The sequence below is a fragment of the Paenibacillus castaneae genome (genome assembly GCF_002884445.1).
Taxonomy (GTDB): domain Bacteria; phylum Bacillota; class Bacilli; order Paenibacillales; family Paenibacillaceae; genus Pristimantibacillus; species Pristimantibacillus castaneae.
Genome location: NZ_KZ614144.1, coordinates 2,794,167 through 2,813,454, shown reverse-complemented (window position 1 = coordinate 2,813,454; position 19,288 = coordinate 2,794,167). Strand labels below are relative to the sequence as shown.

The 19,288-nt window shown below is 42.4% G+C and carries 22 protein-coding genes; 2 read left to right on the top strand and 20 right to left on the bottom strand.

Annotated elements, in window-relative coordinates:
- Positions 1-608: 608 nt before the first annotated feature.
- From CEF13_RS12370 to CEF13_RS12330, 11 genes are all read right to left on the bottom strand, one after another.
- A complete protein-coding gene (locus tag CEF13_RS12370; RefSeq protein WP_102710966.1) occupies positions 609-1,181 on the bottom strand; it encodes a sugar O-acetyltransferase in 573 nt (190 codons plus the stop codon).
- Positions 1,182-1,223: 42 nt separating this feature from the next.
- Complete coding sequence (locus CEF13_RS12365) at positions 1,224-1,442, bottom strand: hypothetical protein (protein ID WP_102710965.1); 219 nt, start codon at positions 1,440-1,442, stop codon at positions 1,224-1,226.
- Between the two features lie 71 nt (positions 1,443-1,513).
- Positions 1,514-1,759, bottom strand: a complete 246-nt coding sequence (locus CEF13_RS12360; RefSeq protein ID WP_102710964.1) for a DUF7336 domain-containing protein — start codon at positions 1,757-1,759, stop codon at positions 1,514-1,516.
- Between the two features lie 102 nt (positions 1,760-1,861).
- A complete protein-coding gene (locus CEF13_RS29575; protein WP_341806268.1) occupies positions 1,862-2,029 on the bottom strand; it encodes a tyrosine-type recombinase/integrase in 168 nt (55 codons plus the stop codon).
- Positions 1,984-2,706, bottom strand: coding sequence for a tyrosine-type recombinase/integrase (locus CEF13_RS12355; RefSeq protein WP_341806267.1), 723 nt, complete (start codon positions 2,704-2,706; stop codon positions 1,984-1,986). The genes CEF13_RS29575 and CEF13_RS12355 overlap by 46 nt, the downstream gene beginning before the upstream one ends.
- Before the next feature lie 102 nt (positions 2,707-2,808).
- Positions 2,809-3,150 carry a cupin domain-containing protein gene (locus tag CEF13_RS12350; protein WP_102710963.1) on the bottom strand — a complete coding sequence of 114 codons (342 nt, stop codon included), beginning with the start codon at positions 3,148-3,150 and terminating at the stop codon, positions 2,809-2,811.
- 184 nt (positions 3,151-3,334) lie between these two features.
- Positions 3,335-3,574, bottom strand: a complete 240-nt coding sequence (locus tag CEF13_RS12345) for a hypothetical protein (protein ID WP_102710962.1) — start codon at positions 3,572-3,574, stop codon at positions 3,335-3,337.
- A 194-nt stretch (positions 3,575-3,768) separates the two neighbouring features.
- Positions 3,769-4,164, bottom strand: coding sequence for a hypothetical protein (locus tag CEF13_RS12340; RefSeq protein WP_146022708.1), 396 nt, complete (start codon positions 4,162-4,164; stop codon positions 3,769-3,771).
- Between the two features lie 246 nt (positions 4,165-4,410).
- Complete coding sequence (locus CEF13_RS28790; protein WP_166742768.1) at positions 4,411-4,581, bottom strand: hypothetical protein; 171 nt, start codon at positions 4,579-4,581, stop codon at positions 4,411-4,413.
- 256 nt (positions 4,582-4,837) lie between these two features.
- The gene (locus CEF13_RS12335) at positions 4,838-6,667 is read right to left on the bottom strand and encodes an ABC transporter ATP-binding protein (RefSeq protein WP_166742767.1); all 1,830 of its coding nucleotides are present in this window, start codon (positions 6,665-6,667) and stop codon (positions 4,838-4,840) included.
- Positions 6,642-8,489 carry an ABC transporter ATP-binding protein gene (locus CEF13_RS12330; RefSeq protein ID WP_146022707.1) on the bottom strand — a complete coding sequence of 616 codons (1,848 nt, stop codon included), beginning with the start codon at positions 8,487-8,489 and terminating at the stop codon, positions 6,642-6,644. The genes CEF13_RS12335 and CEF13_RS12330 overlap by 26 nt, the downstream gene beginning before the upstream one ends.
- 347 nt (positions 8,490-8,836) lie before the next feature.
- On the opposite strand from CEF13_RS12330, the gene CEF13_RS12325 reads away from it, so the two are divergent.
- The gene (locus CEF13_RS12325; protein ID WP_102710959.1) at positions 8,837-9,274 is read left to right on the top strand and encodes a DUF3888 domain-containing protein; all 438 of its coding nucleotides are present in this window, start codon (positions 8,837-8,839) and stop codon (positions 9,272-9,274) included.
- 146 nt (positions 9,275-9,420) lie between these two features.
- Here CEF13_RS12325 and CEF13_RS12320 read toward each other — a convergent pair whose 3' ends face one another.
- The 8 genes from CEF13_RS12320 to CEF13_RS12285 form a co-directional block, all read right to left on the bottom strand.
- A complete protein-coding gene (locus CEF13_RS12320; RefSeq protein ID WP_243864431.1) occupies positions 9,421-10,656 on the bottom strand; it encodes a phosphotransferase enzyme family protein in 1,236 nt (411 codons plus the stop codon).
- Between the two features lie 217 nt (positions 10,657-10,873).
- The gene (locus CEF13_RS12315) at positions 10,874-11,743 is read right to left on the bottom strand and encodes an AraC family transcriptional regulator (protein ID WP_102710957.1); all 870 of its coding nucleotides are present in this window, start codon (positions 11,741-11,743) and stop codon (positions 10,874-10,876) included.
- 260 nt (positions 11,744-12,003) lie between these two features.
- Positions 12,004-12,657, bottom strand: coding sequence for an SIMPL domain-containing protein (locus CEF13_RS12310; RefSeq protein ID WP_102710956.1), 654 nt, complete (start codon positions 12,655-12,657; stop codon positions 12,004-12,006).
- Between the two features lie 298 nt (positions 12,658-12,955).
- A complete protein-coding gene (locus CEF13_RS12305; protein WP_102710955.1) occupies positions 12,956-13,162 on the bottom strand; it encodes a hypothetical protein in 207 nt (68 codons plus the stop codon).
- Between the two features lie 418 nt (positions 13,163-13,580).
- The gene (locus CEF13_RS12300; protein WP_102710954.1) at positions 13,581-13,955 is read right to left on the bottom strand and encodes a VOC family protein; all 375 of its coding nucleotides are present in this window, start codon (positions 13,953-13,955) and stop codon (positions 13,581-13,583) included.
- A 1,250-nt stretch (positions 13,956-15,205) separates the two neighbouring features.
- Complete coding sequence (locus CEF13_RS12295; RefSeq protein ID WP_102710953.1) at positions 15,206-15,667, bottom strand: DUF2269 family protein; 462 nt, start codon at positions 15,665-15,667, stop codon at positions 15,206-15,208.
- Positions 15,668-15,682: 15 nt separating this feature from the next.
- Positions 15,683-16,411 (bottom strand): NAD(P)-dependent oxidoreductase, encoded by a 729-nt coding sequence (locus CEF13_RS12290; RefSeq protein WP_102710952.1) that lies wholly within the window; start codon positions 16,409-16,411, stop codon positions 15,683-15,685.
- A 270-nt stretch (positions 16,412-16,681) separates the two neighbouring features.
- A complete protein-coding gene (locus CEF13_RS12285; protein WP_102710951.1) occupies positions 16,682-17,014 on the bottom strand; it encodes a winged helix-turn-helix transcriptional regulator in 333 nt (110 codons plus the stop codon).
- Between the two features lie 455 nt (positions 17,015-17,469).
- Between CEF13_RS12285 and CEF13_RS12280 the strand changes: the two genes are divergently transcribed.
- Positions 17,470-17,961, top strand: coding sequence for a hypothetical protein (locus CEF13_RS12280; RefSeq protein WP_102710950.1), 492 nt, complete (start codon positions 17,470-17,472; stop codon positions 17,959-17,961).
- Between the two features lie 334 nt (positions 17,962-18,295).
- Here CEF13_RS12280 and CEF13_RS12275 read toward each other — a convergent pair whose 3' ends face one another.
- On the bottom strand, positions 18,296-19,048 hold the full coding sequence (locus CEF13_RS12275; protein WP_102710949.1) for a phytanoyl-CoA dioxygenase family protein: 753 nt from the start codon (positions 19,046-19,048) through the stop codon (positions 18,296-18,298).
- Between the last annotated feature and the right edge of the window lie 240 nt (positions 19,049-19,288).

Genomic DNA, 19,288 nt, shown 5'->3' with positions numbered 1-19,288 from the left:
TCATCCTTTAAATACCTAAATGCCATATCCGATGGGACGATTTTCCTTCTGTAAGGTAATATCCCGATAACAGGTTTAAAGTACCCTCTGGTCATAATCACTTTAATATCCTTCGAATTAATTATATTCCCATTTAATATGATTTGCTCACTGGATAGGCATAACTCGGTTGGTTTCTTGAAATATGTTCTGTACAATGCGAGTAACAGTACAACTAAACATAGAACAACCACTGTTAACGAAGAGTAGAATACATCTCTCAGATCCCATGATCTCAATACAAGAATAGATTGACTCAATATAATAGTAATCATGCCTATAATGGTACTAATTCTTGATAGACTCTTAACTGGATGATTTATTTCCCTCAACATTGTCCCCCTTATTCAAATCCCTTATATCGAAATACCAGGAACTACCCTGCCCGTTACTTCAGTAGGTTGACGATTATACCACCAGCCTACTGCAATAAGGACATTGTACTGAGCTTGAGCAATTCTGTCACATCTCAGTCATAATGAACCATCAATATTATACACACCACATGGCTCGAGTTGATTACATTGATGTCTGGAACCAATTTATATACGAAAACAGCAGGATTACTCCTAGCTGTTTTCGATTTTCCTAATAATTTTCGCGGGAACGCCACCTACAATAACGTTTTCAGGTACATTTCTGGTAACAACTGCACCAGCCGCAATGACACTTCCATCGCCAATAGACACGCCTGGCACAACAGTGGCACTTGCTCCAATCCATACGTTTTTTCCAATTACAATTGGAGCAGGATGAATTGTGCTACGTTTATTCGGATCAAGTTCATGATTAAGGGTAGCCAAGACTACATTATGGCCAATGAGAGTACCATCGCCAATTGTAATGCCTCCCTGATCCTGAAAACGGCAACCAGAATTAATAAAGACATTCTTTCCCACAGAGATGTTTTTCCCACAATCCGTATAGAAAGGAGGAAACATAGAGAAAGTTTCATCTACAGGTTTATCAATTAACTTAGAAAATAACTCACGAATTTCTTCGGGACTGTGATAATGTCCATTCAGTTCAGCCGTCAGTTTTAATGCTTCCCGAGCGACATCGTGCATCATCCGATGTATTTCCGAACCGCCCTCCACTGTATTACCTTGATTTAAGTGCAACAAAAAATCCTTGATATCCATTTAACCCCTCCTACCATTATTATATAAAAGATCTGGGACCTGTCACATCACATCTACTCTTTCCGAATCATCAATATTATACACCCCATAGTCTTCTAATTGATAACCTTTACTTCCATATGGAACAGCATACAACATGTAAAAATCAGGATGTGATGAAATTAATGATTCTAATATCTCGTCCTCTGTTGTTTTTTCCAAGGTATGTAACTGCATCCCGTTATAAAAAAACAATATCACTCCAATAAACATTGTTCTCAATTGAATCCCTCCTATGCAGTAAAACCAACTCATTGAATTTAACTGCCAGTTAGTTTAAAGAAGAAAATAAGCTACTCATCTTTCTCATCCGCTTCCGACCATGTAATAAACCCTTCTCTCCAATTATCTTTGTCAATTTCATATTCAACGATATAAAAAGCATCTAAATAATCTCTAAACCCTGGAATTGTTTTATATCTTTTCACTACTGATTCTGCTTTTTCTAATGATGAATAGATTCCTATTAGTTTTGTCTCATCGTAGACTCCATCTTCCCCGACCTCATAAGAATGTTCAACTAAAAATACAGTTTTCATATTCTATTCACCTCTAAAGGTGTATTCGAGAAATCATTGAACTATCCTGCCCTTAGTTTAGTCAAGATAGCCATCCAAATTAGCTACCTAGACCTCAATGCATTAGAAGAACCGCCGATACAGCTCTCGTCTTCGCTCTCCACGGAGCTGAGCATATATCTGAGTGGTCGATGCTTTCTCATGACCCAGCATGCCTTGAATAAACTCTAAAGGTGCTCCATTATCTAATAGCTGACATGCATAGGTATGACGAAAACGGTGAGAGTACACACATTAGCTTCAATCTCACCACGGTTTGCTAGCCGCTTCAACGCCCATCTGATTGTCGGTATCGCCATTCGGCGGGTAGGATATGTTTCCGTTACAAACAATGCTTTACAGGAGTCTTCGCGACTCTTTAAGTATTTTTTCAACCACACCTTGCATTCGGTGGTAAAGTAAACTTCTCTTTGTTTGGATCCCTTGCCATTTATAATCGCCGAACAATTTTCCCAGTTAAGATCTTCAATGTTTATTTTCTGTACCTCTCCAACACGGCAGCCAGAACTATATAGAAATTCCAACAAAGCTCGTTCTCGGTGTGATAGACAGGAAATCTTAAGATGAATCACATCCTCTTCTATTAGAAACTTCGGAATGCGTTTATCCATCTTAGGTTCCCTCAATTTAAGAGAGGGATTTTTCGTAAGGTAACCGTCTTCATACGCAAAGCGAAAAAGGGAGCGCACAAATCTGATACGATGTCCTAAGCTGCTCGGCTTCAATCGTCCGGATTGTATAGCCAGATATTCCTTAAGATCAAGCAAACTGATTTCCTCAATTTTAAGATCACCTAATTCGCCAACCAGCATTTTTAATTGCAATGAGTAGGCTTTTAATGTGTACGGACTGAATCCCTGAATCCGTTTATCAACTTCATACAGTTTCCATAATTCACTCAGGTACATAGAGAAACCCTCCCATAGTATAAACCTATTAGATCTAGGTTCTCATGAAATGGAAGGGTTTAATCACTTTATTGTATTAACGTTACCCGTTAGCTTAAAAATTTAATCGACTAAGACCCTATCACCCTTACTAATAGGTTGAGAAATTACAAGAAATTCAATGTCATCATTTGACTTGTTGAACATTTGATGAGTCACCAAGGGAGCGACTTCTACTCCCTCTTGTGTATTGAGCACAATCTCTTTACCATCAATCTCAATGGTTGCTATACCAGTTAAAACAAAGAAAAATTGACGTGATTGTTGGTGATAGTGCTTAACTTCGGAAGTTTGTGCTGGCATTCTTTCATGGATTACGCTTAAATCTTGATTCTTTACTAAATGCCAACCATCGCAATTATCGCCCCAAATATAGTGTTCAGCAATATGTTTACTCATTTTCATTTCTGTAACTCCTCTCATGATGTTGGAGTAATTTTAACATAATTTCATTAAGCAAATCTGCCCGTTAGTTCAATAAAAAAGCAGGCTATCTAGCGCCTGCTCATCATGTGTGTTATTCCATTATAGTTCTCCGTTAGTAACAAAGTAGTTCGTTCTTTACTGATGTTCATCATTGCTAAGCCAGTTAACTTACGAATAGTGTTATCAACGAAACAATAATAATTAATAATCCTATAATTAGTCCTCCGTGTCCATAATCACTATCGGTACCTATTCCGAGAAAAAAGGCTATCGATGAATCAATTATGGATACAAAAATAAGAACAAGTGATTCTGTTGTTAAACTAATTACGTACATGTGTATTGCAATAATTCCTAAAAATAATGAAATGATATCTTTTTTGCTTGAAACAAATTTGTCCATCATCTCTTCCTCCCATCTTTAGAATATATTCATGTAATGGTTGCGCTATACTGCCCGTTAGTTGAGAAAACGGTAACCAGATTCATGGCAGCCGTTTCATCGTATTTATTAAGCTATCGTTCCCAGTTAGCTTAACGAATGTCCGTATCCACTCCCCAGGATTATATCCAGTTGACTGAACGCTGCACACATCGTTACATGTCTGTCTTCTTTGCCAATAATTTATTAATATGTTGCGGAACTCTGCCCCCAAATCTAGCTCTTACTCCGACTCCATCAATAACAATATCAAGGTAATGCCAATACACGAATAGGAGATCAGTATCCTCCTCATATAAAAAATCCATCCAGCCATCGGCTACTAACACATCTTCAGCATTATAAAGCATAATCCCTGAATACCTATCCAACGAACCATCTAAATAATTTAAGCACTTTCCTTCAATGCAACTTTCTGACCAATCAAACCGAAGCTCACCGCTAAATATATGATAATGATTCAAGTCTCTCACTAATTGCCTCTCAACTTCATTTCTTAGTTTTGGACCCATACTAATAGAAAGACCTAATTCATGAAAATTGGGTTTCATATTTACCCCACCTACTTTCTTGCAGACGCCGATCTTAATTTGAACATATTCTTCGCTCTCTACCATATACTTTTTCGTGCTATCCTACCCTCTTTGTTGAGCAAATCTGCCCGTTAGTTGAGCAAAGGCAGCCAATCACTTTTGTCGGCTGCCTTTGCTGTTCCTTTATGAACTAACGTTTCCCGCTAGTTTAATGCCGCGAGCTCCATCGCGCTTTTCATTTGATTTCAAAAACGATAAATTCAATCACTCCTTAAAATCGAACGTCTCTATTTCTAATTCGCCAAGTTTGCGTTTCAATTCCTCGATTTCACCTTTCAGGGGCTCTTCTTCTGCCAAGCGCTTGAGGCGGTTTTCCTCAACGATCTGTCCCGCCGTTTTTTGAATCGGAAATTTAATCACATTATCATGGGTCATGCAAAAATCCTCCTTTTCATCATCGTGCATAGTTCGGGAAGGAAACGAGGAGCTGTTTTGTTGAACTATCGTGTCCCGTTAGTTTAATCACCTATTTGAGTTGAATTCTAAATTTTAACCCAACAGAGATTTCCCACACATAACGGTTCTATCAAGTTCCTTCTAAAAGAATATAGGAATCCTGCCCGCGGTAACGTATAGAATTCTATGTACATTGGTTTATTAACCTCACTCAGTATCCTACACAATGAAGTTATCACGCTCCGACATAATACTGCGCCTGTGCATGCCACAGTTCAGCGTACTTCCCGTCCCGCTCGGTTATAAGCTCGTCATGGGAGCCGCGTTGAATGAGACAGCCTTCGTGAAACACGGCGATGTCGTGACAGAACTTACAGGAGGAGAGCCGGTGAGAGACGAAGATTGCTGTCTTGTTGCTTATTAACTCATTAAATCGGGAATAGATCTCGAACTCCGCGATGGGGTCCAGTGCCGCCGTTGGCTCGTCAAGTACCACAAAAGGCGCGTTTTTATACAGCGCCCGTGCCAGCGCAACCTTCTGCGCTTCGCCTCCTGAAATCTCAATGCCGTCGTCGGAAAAATCCTTATGCAAAAAGGTATGAAGCCCACCCGTCATGTTGTTTAACTTCGATCCAATCCCAGCCAGAATGAGTGATTCTTCCGCCAATTCTGCGTCATAGCTCTCGGAGGCGGCAACGTTATGGCCGAGTGAGAATGAGTAGAGCTTAAAATCTTGAAATACGACGCTGAAAACGCCCATATAGGCCGAATAGTCGTATTCCCTAATATCGATGTTGTTTAATGTGATTACACCCTCTGTAGGTTCATAAAGCCGGCAAAGGAGCTTAATCATAGTCGTCTTGCCGCTGCCATTCAGCCCTACAACAGCAAGCCGCTGGCCGATATTGAACTTCATGCTAAGGTGTTTAATGGCATAATTGTCGGCGCCGGGATACATAAACGACACGTCACGGAACTCAAACTCCAGATCCCCTTGCGGGATTGGTCTGTTTCCCTTGTTCTCTCGCATGTTGTCAGGCAGGTCAAGGTAATCGAAAATTTGGCCGAGATACTGGTTGTTCGTAATAAAGTTGCCCAGAACCGAGACTAGCTTGGCCAACGCGCCGACAGCGCCGGAAACCGCGCCGATATATTGAACCACGCTGCCTAAAGGATACATGCCATATAAGGCGCGCAGACCGATAAAGAGATAGACGCAGCCGCCTAGCACGGCGTTTACAGCCGCTGCCAATGCGTTGTTTCTACCGAATAAGTCGAAAATTCTGTACCAGAACTCCGCTCCAACTGATTTATTATAGTGTTCCTCGATCGCTGACGCCTGTTTATAAAGGCGAATATCCTTGGCGGCATTCTTTGCCTGCATATACTCGTTAAAAAAATGTACATAGGTGTTTGACTTCGGGTTTTCCTCAAACACCGTTTGCTGGATCCTCTCCTCCCTCTTCTTGAGCATGTACGTAAAGGGAAGGATAAGCAGGATGAGAATGATCAGCAAAACGGTAGCAAACGGAGAGGTTATAAACATCTTCTCGTAAGAAGATACAGCCGTAAACATGCCGAAGAACAGTACGATAGACGCAATTAGTTCAAAAAGCGGCTGCAACAGTTCCGGCAAACTGTAGTGCAGGCGAAGAATGCCAAGTCCGTTGCCGTTTGTCTTCGCTTCAATATCCGCTAACTTTTCATTATTCATCGTATCTTCCACTTGATCGTAATTAAGCTGCATGTACCGATTGCCCAGGAAGAAGTAGAAACGCGCCCACAAGGTACTGTTTAAAGTCGTAATCCGGCGAGAGACCACGGCATTTGCAGCTGACAAAACAAATGCAAGCCCTACTGCAAGCGCGGCGTACAGGATAATGCGACTTGTGTCGCGCGCGCCGGCCAACTCGTTAATGATCTGTGCAGACAGGAAAAGTATCATTAACGGCTGTACAGCGTTAATAAAAGAGGAGACGAAAGTTAGTGGAATATAGGTCGGCGTCAGGCGATTTACAATCCCGTATCCGCGACGCAGGTTATGCCAGATGGAGCGCGTCTTCATTCTCGGAAACCTCCCCGTCCTTGTAGTAGTGTGACTGGACGTTAAACATCTCCGCATATTTCCCGCCATGTCTCATAAGCTCGTCGTGCGTGCCGCACTCGGCGATCCCTCCGCCGTCAATGAACAGAATTCTGTCGCAAAAACGCGTGCTTGCCAGCCTGTGAGAGATGTAAATGGAGGTTTTACCCGCAGTCAGCTCGGCGTAACGCTGATAGATTTCGCTCTCCGCGATAGGATCAAGCGCAGCAGTCGGCTCATCCAGGATAATAACAGGCGCGTCTTTATACAGTGCGCGCGCCAGCGCCAGCTTCTGCTGCTCACCGCCTGAGAGCTCAATTGCATCGTTGTGTACGCGACGCACAAGAAGCGTCGACTCCCCTTTCTCAAGCCCACTTACTTTATCCATAAGACCGGACATTTCCAGGCATTTCTTTACCTTCTCGTAATCTGTCTTTTCAGGCGATTGTTGAGATATATTTCCGGCAATATCGCAGCAGAACTGATGGATATCTTGAAACACCGTCGAAAAGAGCGAAAAGAATTCATCTCTGTTATAACGCGTTATGTCGACGCCTCCGAGCGTAATCTCGCCGATTGTCGGCTTATAGAGCCCGCATAAGAGCTTGATAAAGGTCGTCTTGCCTGCCCCGTTCCCCCCGACAATGGCAATACGCTCCCCCGGCTTAATATCAAGATCTATGCCGGTAAGGGTCGGTTCGTTTGCCTCCGGATATGTATATCCAACGTTTCTAAGCGTAATCGCGGGAGGCAGCATGTCTCCGGATTGCAGCTCATGGCCGGCGCCGGTGTTAGAAATATCAGGGACGTCATGATAAACGCGAATATCGGACATCTCGCTTAAAGCACGCATAAGCTCGCTTGAGCTTCTCAATATGCCCGATAACCAACCAGCAACCGCACCAGTGGCAGCAAACACGAGCACAAAATTGCCCAAGGTCATCTTGTCGTTCATCAGCAAATAAATGAGAAACGCGTATGCTGCACCGTCACGGAGGAGGCTGAGCGCTGCATCCGACAGATGAGCCTTCATATCGCCTGTCGCTACCTCTCGTTCTTTCTTGGTGCTAGCAGCGAGTACGTTTTGAAAAATGCCGTTGATTAAGCTGCCTAGGCCATATAAGCGTATATCCTTGCCGCCTGACGGCTCTTTCGATACTTTCTGGATATACCACAGCTTGCCATGAAGCTTTGACCGCTCCTCGCGCGTGTCCATCTCAATCTTGCGGGCTCGCGAGAGCGCAAGCCAATTGATCCCGGCTGAGACAGCCAGAAAGAGAATAATGAGAGGATGTACCGTTACAATAACCATCCCATATGTAAGAAAACCTAATACATTCATTAAAAGCTGTGAAATGTTGCGCGGTATGTTGGAAGCGGGAGAGTGGTTGCTTTGCATGGCGCGCGATGCCTTTTCCCCCAGCTTGGCGTATCCGGGACTCTCTAGCACCTCGAAGTCCATATTAAGATGCTTATGCATCGTAGTTTGAAGGTGTTTCAATATGCTGATTGTACCGACAGATTCATTGGTGATGAGGTCGGCATAGCTCTTCGCACTGCTCAGCAAGGCCAGAAGAAGCGCCATAGCGCCAACTGACAATATAAACCTGCCTGGCGTGACACCTGCTGTAATATTGTCGATGACAATTTTGGGCATAAGGATACTTACAAATGGCAGACCGACACCAACTAGCACCGAGATGACACAACAAATCAGCGTAAGTGGTCTTGCCCGCCAGTGCAACCGCAAGGCATAATTGATGTTTGACCAAGCGGAGTACGCCGCTCCTTTCTCAATTGACACTCTAAATCCCCCTTATAGTATAGTGCAACATCGTGAAGTTCAATGTCGGAATCAGCATAGCACACCCGCGAATGACAACCTATCAAGCATTAGTTGAAATTGCAAGCTCTGGGAGATTCAATTAACGGTAGAATTGGCCATCGTTTGAGAAATCCGTCATACCTAAGGTATTCGTATAGTGATTAAGAAATCCTGCCCGTTAGTTCATTAAAAAAAGCAGGCTATCTAGCGCCTGCTCATCATGTGTGTTATTCCACTATAGTGTCCCGATAGTTTAATCCTCCAACTTCTGAATGGAATCCATTTCGAAGGGGAAGATAATTAAAAACTGGGAGGGCCACTAATCCGTGAGAAAACAAATTTCCGTCTTTTTTTTGTCATTATTCCTAATTGCCATAAATCCATTGGGAATATCAGCTGACTCAATGACGTTAAAACCTCGTCAGGACTCCACAGAACTTCAACTTCAGGATATGCTTATGCTCCTATTAAGTCCAGCAGTCGACGATTCAGTAAACAATTACTACCGAAAATTACTTAAGGAATCTCCACTTGTTTATCCGTATCAAAGCAACATAGTACAAATAGAGAGATCGAACGGATTCCGTGGATTCATTTTCTTGATAACGGTGGAGGTTATGCCTGTTGTAGGACCACATATTGCTGTTGGAAAGGACCGTATAACCTTTCAAATATCTGCGGGACCCACGGTGAATCTAAAAGAATTTCGTCATATCCAAGACTTTGAGTTACCGCCACATTGGCAAGATATTATCCGTAAATAAAAGCTCGGCGTGCTGATTAAGGCTGCCCAGCTTGCACTTTTTCTTTTAATGAATCGAGGTTTACAGTAATATCTATTTGTTCCACTATCGTTCTCCGTTAGCGCAACGAAGCAGTTGAAGGGAGTTCCCGCGGCAGTACAAAAAGACTAAATATTTCGTTTCTCATACTCAAAGGGTTCTTCACACGAGTACATTTCATGAAAAAATCCCATATACGGGATATCGTCTTCCAGGCATTTTATGAGAAACGACAGCTCCTCGCCGCACTCCGGCTCTTCGTCGTTGTTCCGCATTACCTCGAATGCATCTACAACACTTTCCATGAGGTTTACTTGGATAAATAAGGGCAATTTATCCAACATCGAATTTGCGATCTCGGTCTCGGATCTGTACCCCGCGAGGGCTGTTATAAAATAATCATCCATAAACTTTTTGCGTTTTCCGGCATCTGGTTCAAATTGTATCCAGCCCACTCCGTTTGTCCAGAGACTGGCCAAGTCAAACATATACCAACAGTAACAAGAATTATCGAAATCATAAATGGTTATTTGCCCGTTATCAAAATCTATCGAATAATTCCCATCATTGTAATCATAATGGATCATACCGAAAGACTCACGGTTCCTGTCCAATTCTTCTAAGGTTTTAAAAAGCTGTACCAGCTTCTCCTTAAGTAGACATAACGAGTCTGGTATCAGTTCATTGATATATTCGGCATTGTATTTATCAAAAAAACTATACCGGCGATGGACAGGAGTATATCCTTTCGATATTTGGTGAAGATTCCCCAGGACTTTACCGCAATTATAATAATATTCGGTAATCGGAACTCCTTCCCGGTACCGATAATTATTTTCCACAAGCATTTTTCCCATGGCCTTTTTAAACAGACAGATAAAAAAGGTATGATTATCATAAGTTCTCTCTTCCAGCAGATTCCCCTTCAGAGAGTTGACTACATCTGAAACACTTCCGCCATGCTCGAATAAATACCTGACATACTCAAGTTCACCTAGAAAATCTTCTCGGCTTCTGTCATTTATGAAGGCAATTCTGAGTATTTTTGCATCGATGCCCTCCTTCACACAGGTATAAACGACATTACGCCCTCCGTCATGTGCCTTAACCAACTTGATTTCATAGCCTTCTAATCCGTATAACTCTGATACTAATGGAAGTAAATATGCATCACTGATTTTAACAACCTCGTTATAATTTATAATATCTCCTCCAGTCAAAATTCTTGCAACGACTTCCCACACTGAAATTACCACAGAAGAAACCCAAAAATGAAAGAATCCTTCTGTGGACTTAAATGATAACCACCTTGTTTGACATTGATACATCACTCCTTCAGCTTTTTCTACCTTATACTTTACCAAAAAATGGCATCAAAATTCTAGGGAAACTTTTTATATAATAAATTCTTTACCAAACAACATTCTTTTCTCTGAATAATTTGAATTAACGTCTACACCAAGTACTAATAGATTTACGTTATTCTGCCCGTTAGCTGATCGGATTTCCAGCAATGCAAAACAAGCGATGGATCGGTTCCACCGCTGTGCTATCGTTCCCCGTTAATTCAACAAACGCTGCTTATTTCTTAATAATGGGTATCCATATTTCGCTTTTATATTGCGGCGATGCTACATCTTTGTGCTCATTCCAGAGCATTTCCGGCCCTTCACTTAGTTCATATTCCGCGGACGGAAACCATTCGGAATAAATGCGTCCCCAGATCTCTTGAAGCGCACTAGGGAAAGAGCCGACGGCTGTGAATACAGCCCATGTAGAGGCTTTCACCTCCAGCTGGGCGAAGCCATCTCCATCTTTCGTTGTGGCCGCCCCGATGTAATGATCGAGTTCTCCTTTCTCCTCAATCCGCCCTTCACTGAAATTCGTGGAAGCACTGATTAGCCCTGAAGGTTGAACATTCGAAAATCCCTTAATCTTATCAATCATTTCTGGGGTGAGTCCTTCAAACATCGACGCAATCTCCGGATTTACCCCTTGAAATACTATTGGCACTCTTTTTTTGATCCCCACGATGCGAAAAGCCTCTTTTTCTTCAATTCGGTAGTTCATTTCACTTCCTCCTTTGATCGTCAGTTGAAACGTCATCCGCGGGAAGGCTTTGAGAGACTGTCCATGGATCCGGGCTTCCGAGGGAGTAATCCCATGCATGCCTTGGAAAGCCCTAGTAAAGGAATCCGGTGATGTATATCCATATTTCATCGCAGCATCGATGATCTTGATGTCACTGTGGCTTAGCTCGAGTGCTGCCAAAGTTAAGCGTCTTCGACGGATGTATTCCGACAGAGTAATGCCTGCAAGGAATGAGAACATCCGTGTAAAATGATATTCTGAACAGCAGGCAATTTTCGCTGCCTCCCGATAGTCCACACGATCAGTAAGATTCTCCTCAATATAGCTTAGTGCTTTGTTCAGTTGCGCCAGCGTATCCATGATATCGCCTCCCCTCGTTACTCAAAGCATAGCAGAGAAGGTAATTCCCTTCCCGACATTTAGTGCACAATCCTGTAGGGTATTTCTCAGCTCAGTGAACACAAGACAAGTCTGGTAGGAAAGCCGTGAGCTCCTTTGTTGTCTCTTTGAAGTTGGTTGGCAAATCCGTAGGATTGGGTAAAAGGAAAACTTACTGTAGAGTAACAGAAAAAACAATGAGCAGCTGCCGCGGCAGACTACTCATTGTTTTTTCACTAACGTTACCCTTTGCTAAACGATGGGGTAGTGTGTCGCATGGCTGGAACAAAGATCGCACGAACCGCCGCCGATACGGTCAGTTGTCCCGTCTGAATAGGAATGCCATCGCTCATAGTTGTCAGCGTGGCTCTAAACGGTATCGGCTCGGCCAGAAGCGGTAGTTCCCGAACCGTGAAAGGCACGGCACCGATGGTAACGCCCGAATTAGCAGCAATTGCGGACGCCTTGCGTCTCGCATCTGCAACCGCAAGTGCCAGTGCTTGATCCACGTAAGCGGCTTCCTGAGACAATTGAAAGCGGACACCCTGTACTACGTTCGCTCCTTGCGATACGGCTGTATCCACGACCGAACCAGCCGAATCGGCACTGCTCGTGACCTGCAGGAGATGAGTAACCTTGTAACCGCGGAATTCAGCTACGTTGTTCGTATAATCGTAGACGGGTTCTATCCGAAAATCGATCGTTGAGATGTTCTGCGACGGAATGCCAAATGCCTGAAGAGCCGAAACGATACGGCTGATGACCGCTGAATTCATGCTCTGTGCCTGCCGTAGTTCAGATACTTGTGTTTCGACTCCTACCGTCGAGACGGCTTGATCCGGCGACACCATTACTTTTCCTTCGCCAGTTACTTCTATTGTGGCATTGCTGACCATTGCCAAGCTCCTCTCTCACATGAATAGACATTCTAATTACTAGGTTAACGTATGCGACCGCTCCCTGCTCAATGATCTCATTGAGATAAAAAACGCCACGTATACTTTAAAATCATACGGGACGGTTTCGAATATTCGGTTATTACTAAACTTCCCTTTAGTTTAACAAAAAAAGCAGGTAATCCTACCGCCTGCTTATCCATATGTGATATTATCTATCGTTCCCCGTTAATACATCATTGTCAGGATACGCACAAATCCTTTGAATTCTCACCGGTTCAGGCTAAGCTTATTCGATTTACCGGATTCTGGGTGCATCAGGGCTTGATTGCTGGATAACTGCAGTCGATTGAAGATTTTCCCCCAAGAACCATACCGCAAGGCTTGTTCCCCATAGAATGATAGCAGAGTCAAGGCCAACGATGGTCATATAAGCGAGAATCTGATGATCTCCGATTGTAATATTTACAGGGATCAACAACCACGTACAAACCGCATGAAACAAAGCAACCCGCCTGTAATGTAATAAACTTGAAGTCGGATTCCAGATTCAATAAACAAAACAAGTTGAAGTTTAACCTGATATTCGCAGGGGAGGGCATCGCAACCTTTATTGTGGTTGCCATATGCAATGCGGTGCAGCTATTGATTCCAATAAAAAGCGTAATTTTATATTCATCGTTCTCTTACTCATGGAAAATATATTTTAACAATTAATTGGAAAACCGTACCAGTATACCATTCTATGCTTTACTGAAAAAAATGGGTTCAGCCCGAATTTATCCATGTATATGAACGTTTATGCAAAAGAAAAAAGCCCCAGAAGTCTCCTAACAGCCTTCTCATTTTGATAATGTTGATTACACCAGCTCGGCCAACGTCTAAGCTATAGTGTCCCGTTAGTTGAACAAACCAGCATCCCTTTACGATTGGCCGTTAGTGTATCCATGTTCATGAGCAAGAATGTTGATAAGCTTACCAAACGGGTCGCGGACATAGAATCGTCGAACGCCCCAAGGCTCATCAACAGGCCCATATTCTATCGGAAATCCAGCTCTCTTCATGCCTTCTAATGTAGCATCGACATCATCGACTTCAATCGATAGATCAGGCGTAGGCGTTTCTGAGCCACCCTGTGAGGCGAAACTAATTTGAATGCTCATCTCCTCGTTTAAACCATAAGTTCTAATCCAACCATGATCCATCATTAAATCAAGACCGAGCACATCCTGGTAGAAGCATTTAGCTGCCGTGATATCCTTCGTATTAATATTGGCGACGATTCGTTTGACCTTCATTTCAAACCTCCCAGACATAAGCAGATTGTCCTTCATTATAGAATACATTCGACATATAACAGTTAATTCTTCTTTGATATTAACAAATCCCCGTTTACTCCGTTATTCTGCCAGTTAGGGTAGCGAAGGTTAGCACTTGGAAGTCGTTCCTTTATTGAACTATAGTTGATATGCATCGGATTTCTTAGTTCTTGAATGAGCATTATCACCGGTACGAATCAAACCCACAACATCGCCCACTCCTTAAACTGTCGCGACGTTATTATAATTGTTAGCTGTGTTTATTATCTCCACCCTTTATATTACGCCTCCAACTGAGATCGTATATATATTGGATTTAAGGTCTAGTCATCTCAGCAAACACATATGTTCTAATGAGGTGAAACCATGTTCATCAACAGATATTTTCTATTTGTGATTTCTTTAGTAGTAACAACAACTACTTATGTCTGCAAGCGTGACAGACTTCCTTCGAACGAAATAATCCAAAACATAGCTTTCAACAGCAGCATTACCATAGTAATATACAGCACGATCATCATTCTTGATGATTTTTTACCTTAAAAAACTTCTTACTGACCAATATTTCTTCATCCAAAAGTCAAATAAACTTTCAAAGTTGTTGTTCTGTAAGATAACCAGTTCAGCCTCGAAACAAAACCCTTTGACGCCTGTTTTATCCCAAGACCATTCGTCCCCATTTTATCAATTGCTCCTCAGCCTCCATCACCTCTTTTATAGATTTGCTTTCCGGCTTATCTACAGGAGGCACAAACGGATAATCATCGGGATTATACACCACCCCCCTTTATATAAACGCCCCCAACTCTCACATTATTTGGTGTTACTTTGTAAATGTTTGTTTACTGAGGAAAAACAAACAAGGCTACCATCATCCGGTAACCTCATCTTATTAATCATTGTGTCCCGTTAGCGAAACAGGCTACCGTATTAATTATAGGCAGCCTATTTGTGTTACTTATCGAACTATCGTTATCCGTTAGCTCAAAGCTATGTCTTTTTTACCATGTTCTGATTATAACCAAGTACCGCTTTAATCAATACATTCGCTATGACGTTGATGCAGAAGTTTATATAATGGAACAAAAGGCTGCCACTCGGCAGCCCTTTGGTTATTGACATCATTTCTCATTATTGGAACAAAGGGCTGCGCACGGCCACCTTTTCGAATTGATTCTTCCCTTCCCAGTGCTATCCAGGGGCAGATTGTTAAAGGGTTGATGGCTTCTTTAGAATGGTTTAAGGATCATAAGTACGGCTATGGCAATCATAAGCAGCTGTGACGCCATCTCGATTGGTACGATCTTTTTCATCAATCGACCGAGCTCGGAGGGTACTTCATCCCCTTTGCTTTGAATTATAGATACAATTTCCATGATCTTTTTCATGCGCGGCCCGATCAATCCCTCGATCGTGGCGACCATGAGCAGCGATAAAAGGATCGATATATTTAGCCACATTTGGGACAACCCCATCTTCGTTATGATCATAAGCCAAACCCCGGTAATAATAAGTACGGCTCCGCCAATTTTAGGCAGAAGGGCAATCTTGTTCGTTACATCAAAAGCAAAGCGCAACTGGCCGACGGTTCTAGCGGACCTTCGAATAACGGGTACCACTAAAGCGGGACCGATAACAGCGATAGAAGCCAATATGTGCAAAACGAGGATCCATCCAAACAAACTCACCATCTCCCTTTTTGCTCCTTAGCACACCGGAATCTCGCTTTGATAGGCGAGTCCGACCCTTTTCCTCTTAAAAGGCCCTCCAAGCTCGATATGATCCAGCATGCATTTCACGACATCATCATAAGCAACCTCCAGCTCTTGAAGCCGACTGAACAAGTAACCGGCTATATCGACCTCGGATAATTCCTTGATCGTCTTCGGAATTGATATGGGCAAGATTTCCGTTGTTACATGAAGATGAACCGACGCTGGAGGTTCTATCGAATCAATCATAGTTCCCGGACACATAATTGACCAATCAAGCTCAGACTGCAGCAGTCGTTCAAAATTCCGGTTGTGATTTTTATACTCAGGCGGGAATCCGGGCAGATTGTTGCCAATGAGATCAGTATATGGAATATCCAGCAGGCCGGCACCTCCCATTACCCATACCCTCCCGGAAAAACTAGGGTTGATTTCACATTGGCTTATAATGTTATCAGCAAGACGAACGAACTCATCTCCTTGACCTGCATGGCCGGCAGCAATAATAGCGGCGTCTTGATGTGAGAGCGCCTCGCCGACGCTTACTGGGTTTATGATGTCGTCCTCGATCACCTTCACATGTTTGGCGGGACACTCTCCTTGCTGTCCATAAAACTTTTCGGAGTTTCGCACGAATGCGGTCATTTCATGTCCCATTTTACACCCTTGCTCAAGTGCTCTTCTCCCCGTATTTCCCGTTGCTCCGAAAACAATAATTCTCATCGTTTTTTCCTCCTTTTATAATTGACTCCCGATATTTCATTTCTGGATTAACTCAAGCTTAGCATCGTTTAAAAATCTTGATAAGAACCCACTTTAATGTAGGGTCCTTACTTAAAAGTAAGCATTAAGCAGAAAGGGTTATCCATGTTGGTCCACGGCGAAAATCTTAAAGGAGGATTGACTGTAAATAGCAAAAAGCTGCCAGGGAAAATCCCGTGGCAGCTTTTGTTATGAGTCCTTGAATAAATGTTCAAATGAATTGAACTAGCTTTAAGAAGCAGATTCTTCATATTTCCGCTTATTATGGTTTTCTCCCCAAGCACACATGACTTCTGCTACAGGAATCAATGTTTTACCATATTCACTTAGAGAATATTCTACTTTTGGAGGGACGGTGGGGTAGACTGTTCTATCGATTATGCCCTCTCGTTCCAAGTCCCGTAGATGTTGTGAAAGCATTTTTTGAGAAACATCAGGTATAAGCTTTTCCAGATCGTTGAATCGCTTATTGGATTGTATCAAATGCCATAAAATCATTGGTTTCCATTTGCCGCCTAGAACATGAATGATTGTCTCCACTGGACATTCAAGCTGATGAATCATTGATAAATCATCCCCTTACCTTTAAGTAAGCTCATTATCCTAAAGTATGCACTTAACAAAATTTTACTGAATGTTTGCAATGCGGTCAACCAAATAAAATTAATACGTTTTCGGATCCAAAATCGGTTGCGAAGATTAAACGAGGCTAATGAAATGGGGGTTATTCTTCTCTATAACTGCCCGTTCAACGAAAAGCAGCCGATCATTTCGACCGACTGCAATCACGTCTTTTATTCAACTATCGTTCCCCGTTAGCGCAATAACTCACGCTATGCACTGAGGAATCTTCATATCCTTTATGGGCATCTGCACAATCATATAGTAATTAACCTACATACTGTAAACACAGGTTATTTAACTATACGAATAGGGGATGTTTCTTTGTTAGCCTCTACTAATGTGGAAATATCAAGCTCGCTTTATGCATTATCTTTATAAAGAAATGGAGGTATTGTATGACAAATTTTTATTCTTTTCACGGGACTGTCACTATGATTAGTGATTTTTTTACAGGTGAAAATGGTAAAGGCGAAGGTTGTTATAAATTAATATCTGTAGAAGACGGATTGGGAGCATTAGTAAATTTCGTGGTGTCACCCACAACTTACTTTGTAGACCATGTAATGGTGGTAGTAGGAGATCACGTGACTGGATATTATGACGGAAATGCACCTGCTCTTCTTATTTACCCTCCACAATATCAAGCACTTGTCATGGTAAAAGATAGCCCATATCAGAATGTAAAAGTAGATTTTTTTAATAGTGAGTTGGAGAGTAGTGATAGACGATTACGATTAAATATTTCTCCATATACTCAAATAGTATTAACAAATGGGCAACTCTTCTCAAGAAGCCCTGCGAACCGTGATCTAATTGTTATTTACGGACCTGCGACAAAAAGTATCCCCGCCCAAACCACACCCTATAGAATTGTAGTTTTGTGTTAGGGATTATTATAGAAAATATACTAATCGGTATATAAAAACACAAAAGACTCGTCCATTTCGGCGAGTTTTATTTATATTTTGTTCTTAGACCAAAAACTTATTCTTCAGCTTAAAGCACCAGTTATCCATCCTTGCAGCCAAGCTGTCTACTACAGAGGATGGAATAATATGCGCAATTCCTTGGTTCAACTAAACTGCTGCCCTTAGTTGAGAAAAGGCTGCCGATCTGCTAATCGCAAACTGAACAACGTAGCGGAGGGCGTACCTTGAAGTGGTCGTAACCACAGCCTACTCGTCAATTAATACTAAGGAACAGCCCTTACTTCTTATTTCTCTATTTTTCCTCAATGATACTCCGAATACCGGGCCAATCCATCCAAATGTTCGTCATAGGAGGGTACAATTCATGATCTAAGTGAGTTAACCGATAAAAACAAGCATAACGGGTATGCGGTGAGACGTTCGGAGCGGCGGCATGAGCAATTTGGTAATGTACCAGAACCACATCCCCCGCTTTTCCGGTAATCTGTACAGGCTCCGGCATATCCACCGGCGGCATTCCTTTGAGAAGCGATTCTGGACCATGTTCCCTAAAATACTGTTCGTAAATATGGTGAGTTCCCGGCCATACTGTAAAATTCCCCGAATAAGGTTCAGGGGTATCACTTAAGAAAATACCTACTAATGCAGTAAAATTGCCAATCGTACCTTCATTCACTCCATTTAGCGGCGAATACATGCCATCGAGGTGCGGGTTTGGCTTCCTTGGCGGGTCTTGCATACTTGGGAATCGAAGAGCAATCTGCCCACCGGTGATTGCTTTGATTTGTCCTTCGCCAATGACGGACTCCGCTAAATCAGAGATTGGGGTCTTGTTGTATAAATCCGTAATCACTGGAGAATTCACGAGTTCGGGACAGTAGGATTGAGACCTGAATATCGGTATATCCGATACGTTCATTCCTTCGCCAACAGAATGATTAATTGCCTGCACGGCTTTATCAATCATAACCTTTGGAACGACACCTGGAATTTTAACATAACCGTTCTTCAGAATTTCCATCTTCTGCTCATAAGTTAATTTCATGGATTTCTCCTCCCAATCGGAAATGTACTTATAATGTGTCCGTGTATTAATTCGATAAAAATCATCACCCTATGATCCCTGGCAATTTGATGCTATATTGCAATATGTTTGTTTCAAGTTCATACCTTCAGTATTCTGCGCATTATAATAAAATCCTTTATGTAGCCTGTAACTGATTTCGTTTCGATAAGTTATCCTGCCAGTTAGCTCAACGAGACTGCCTATTCATGCCGGCAGCTT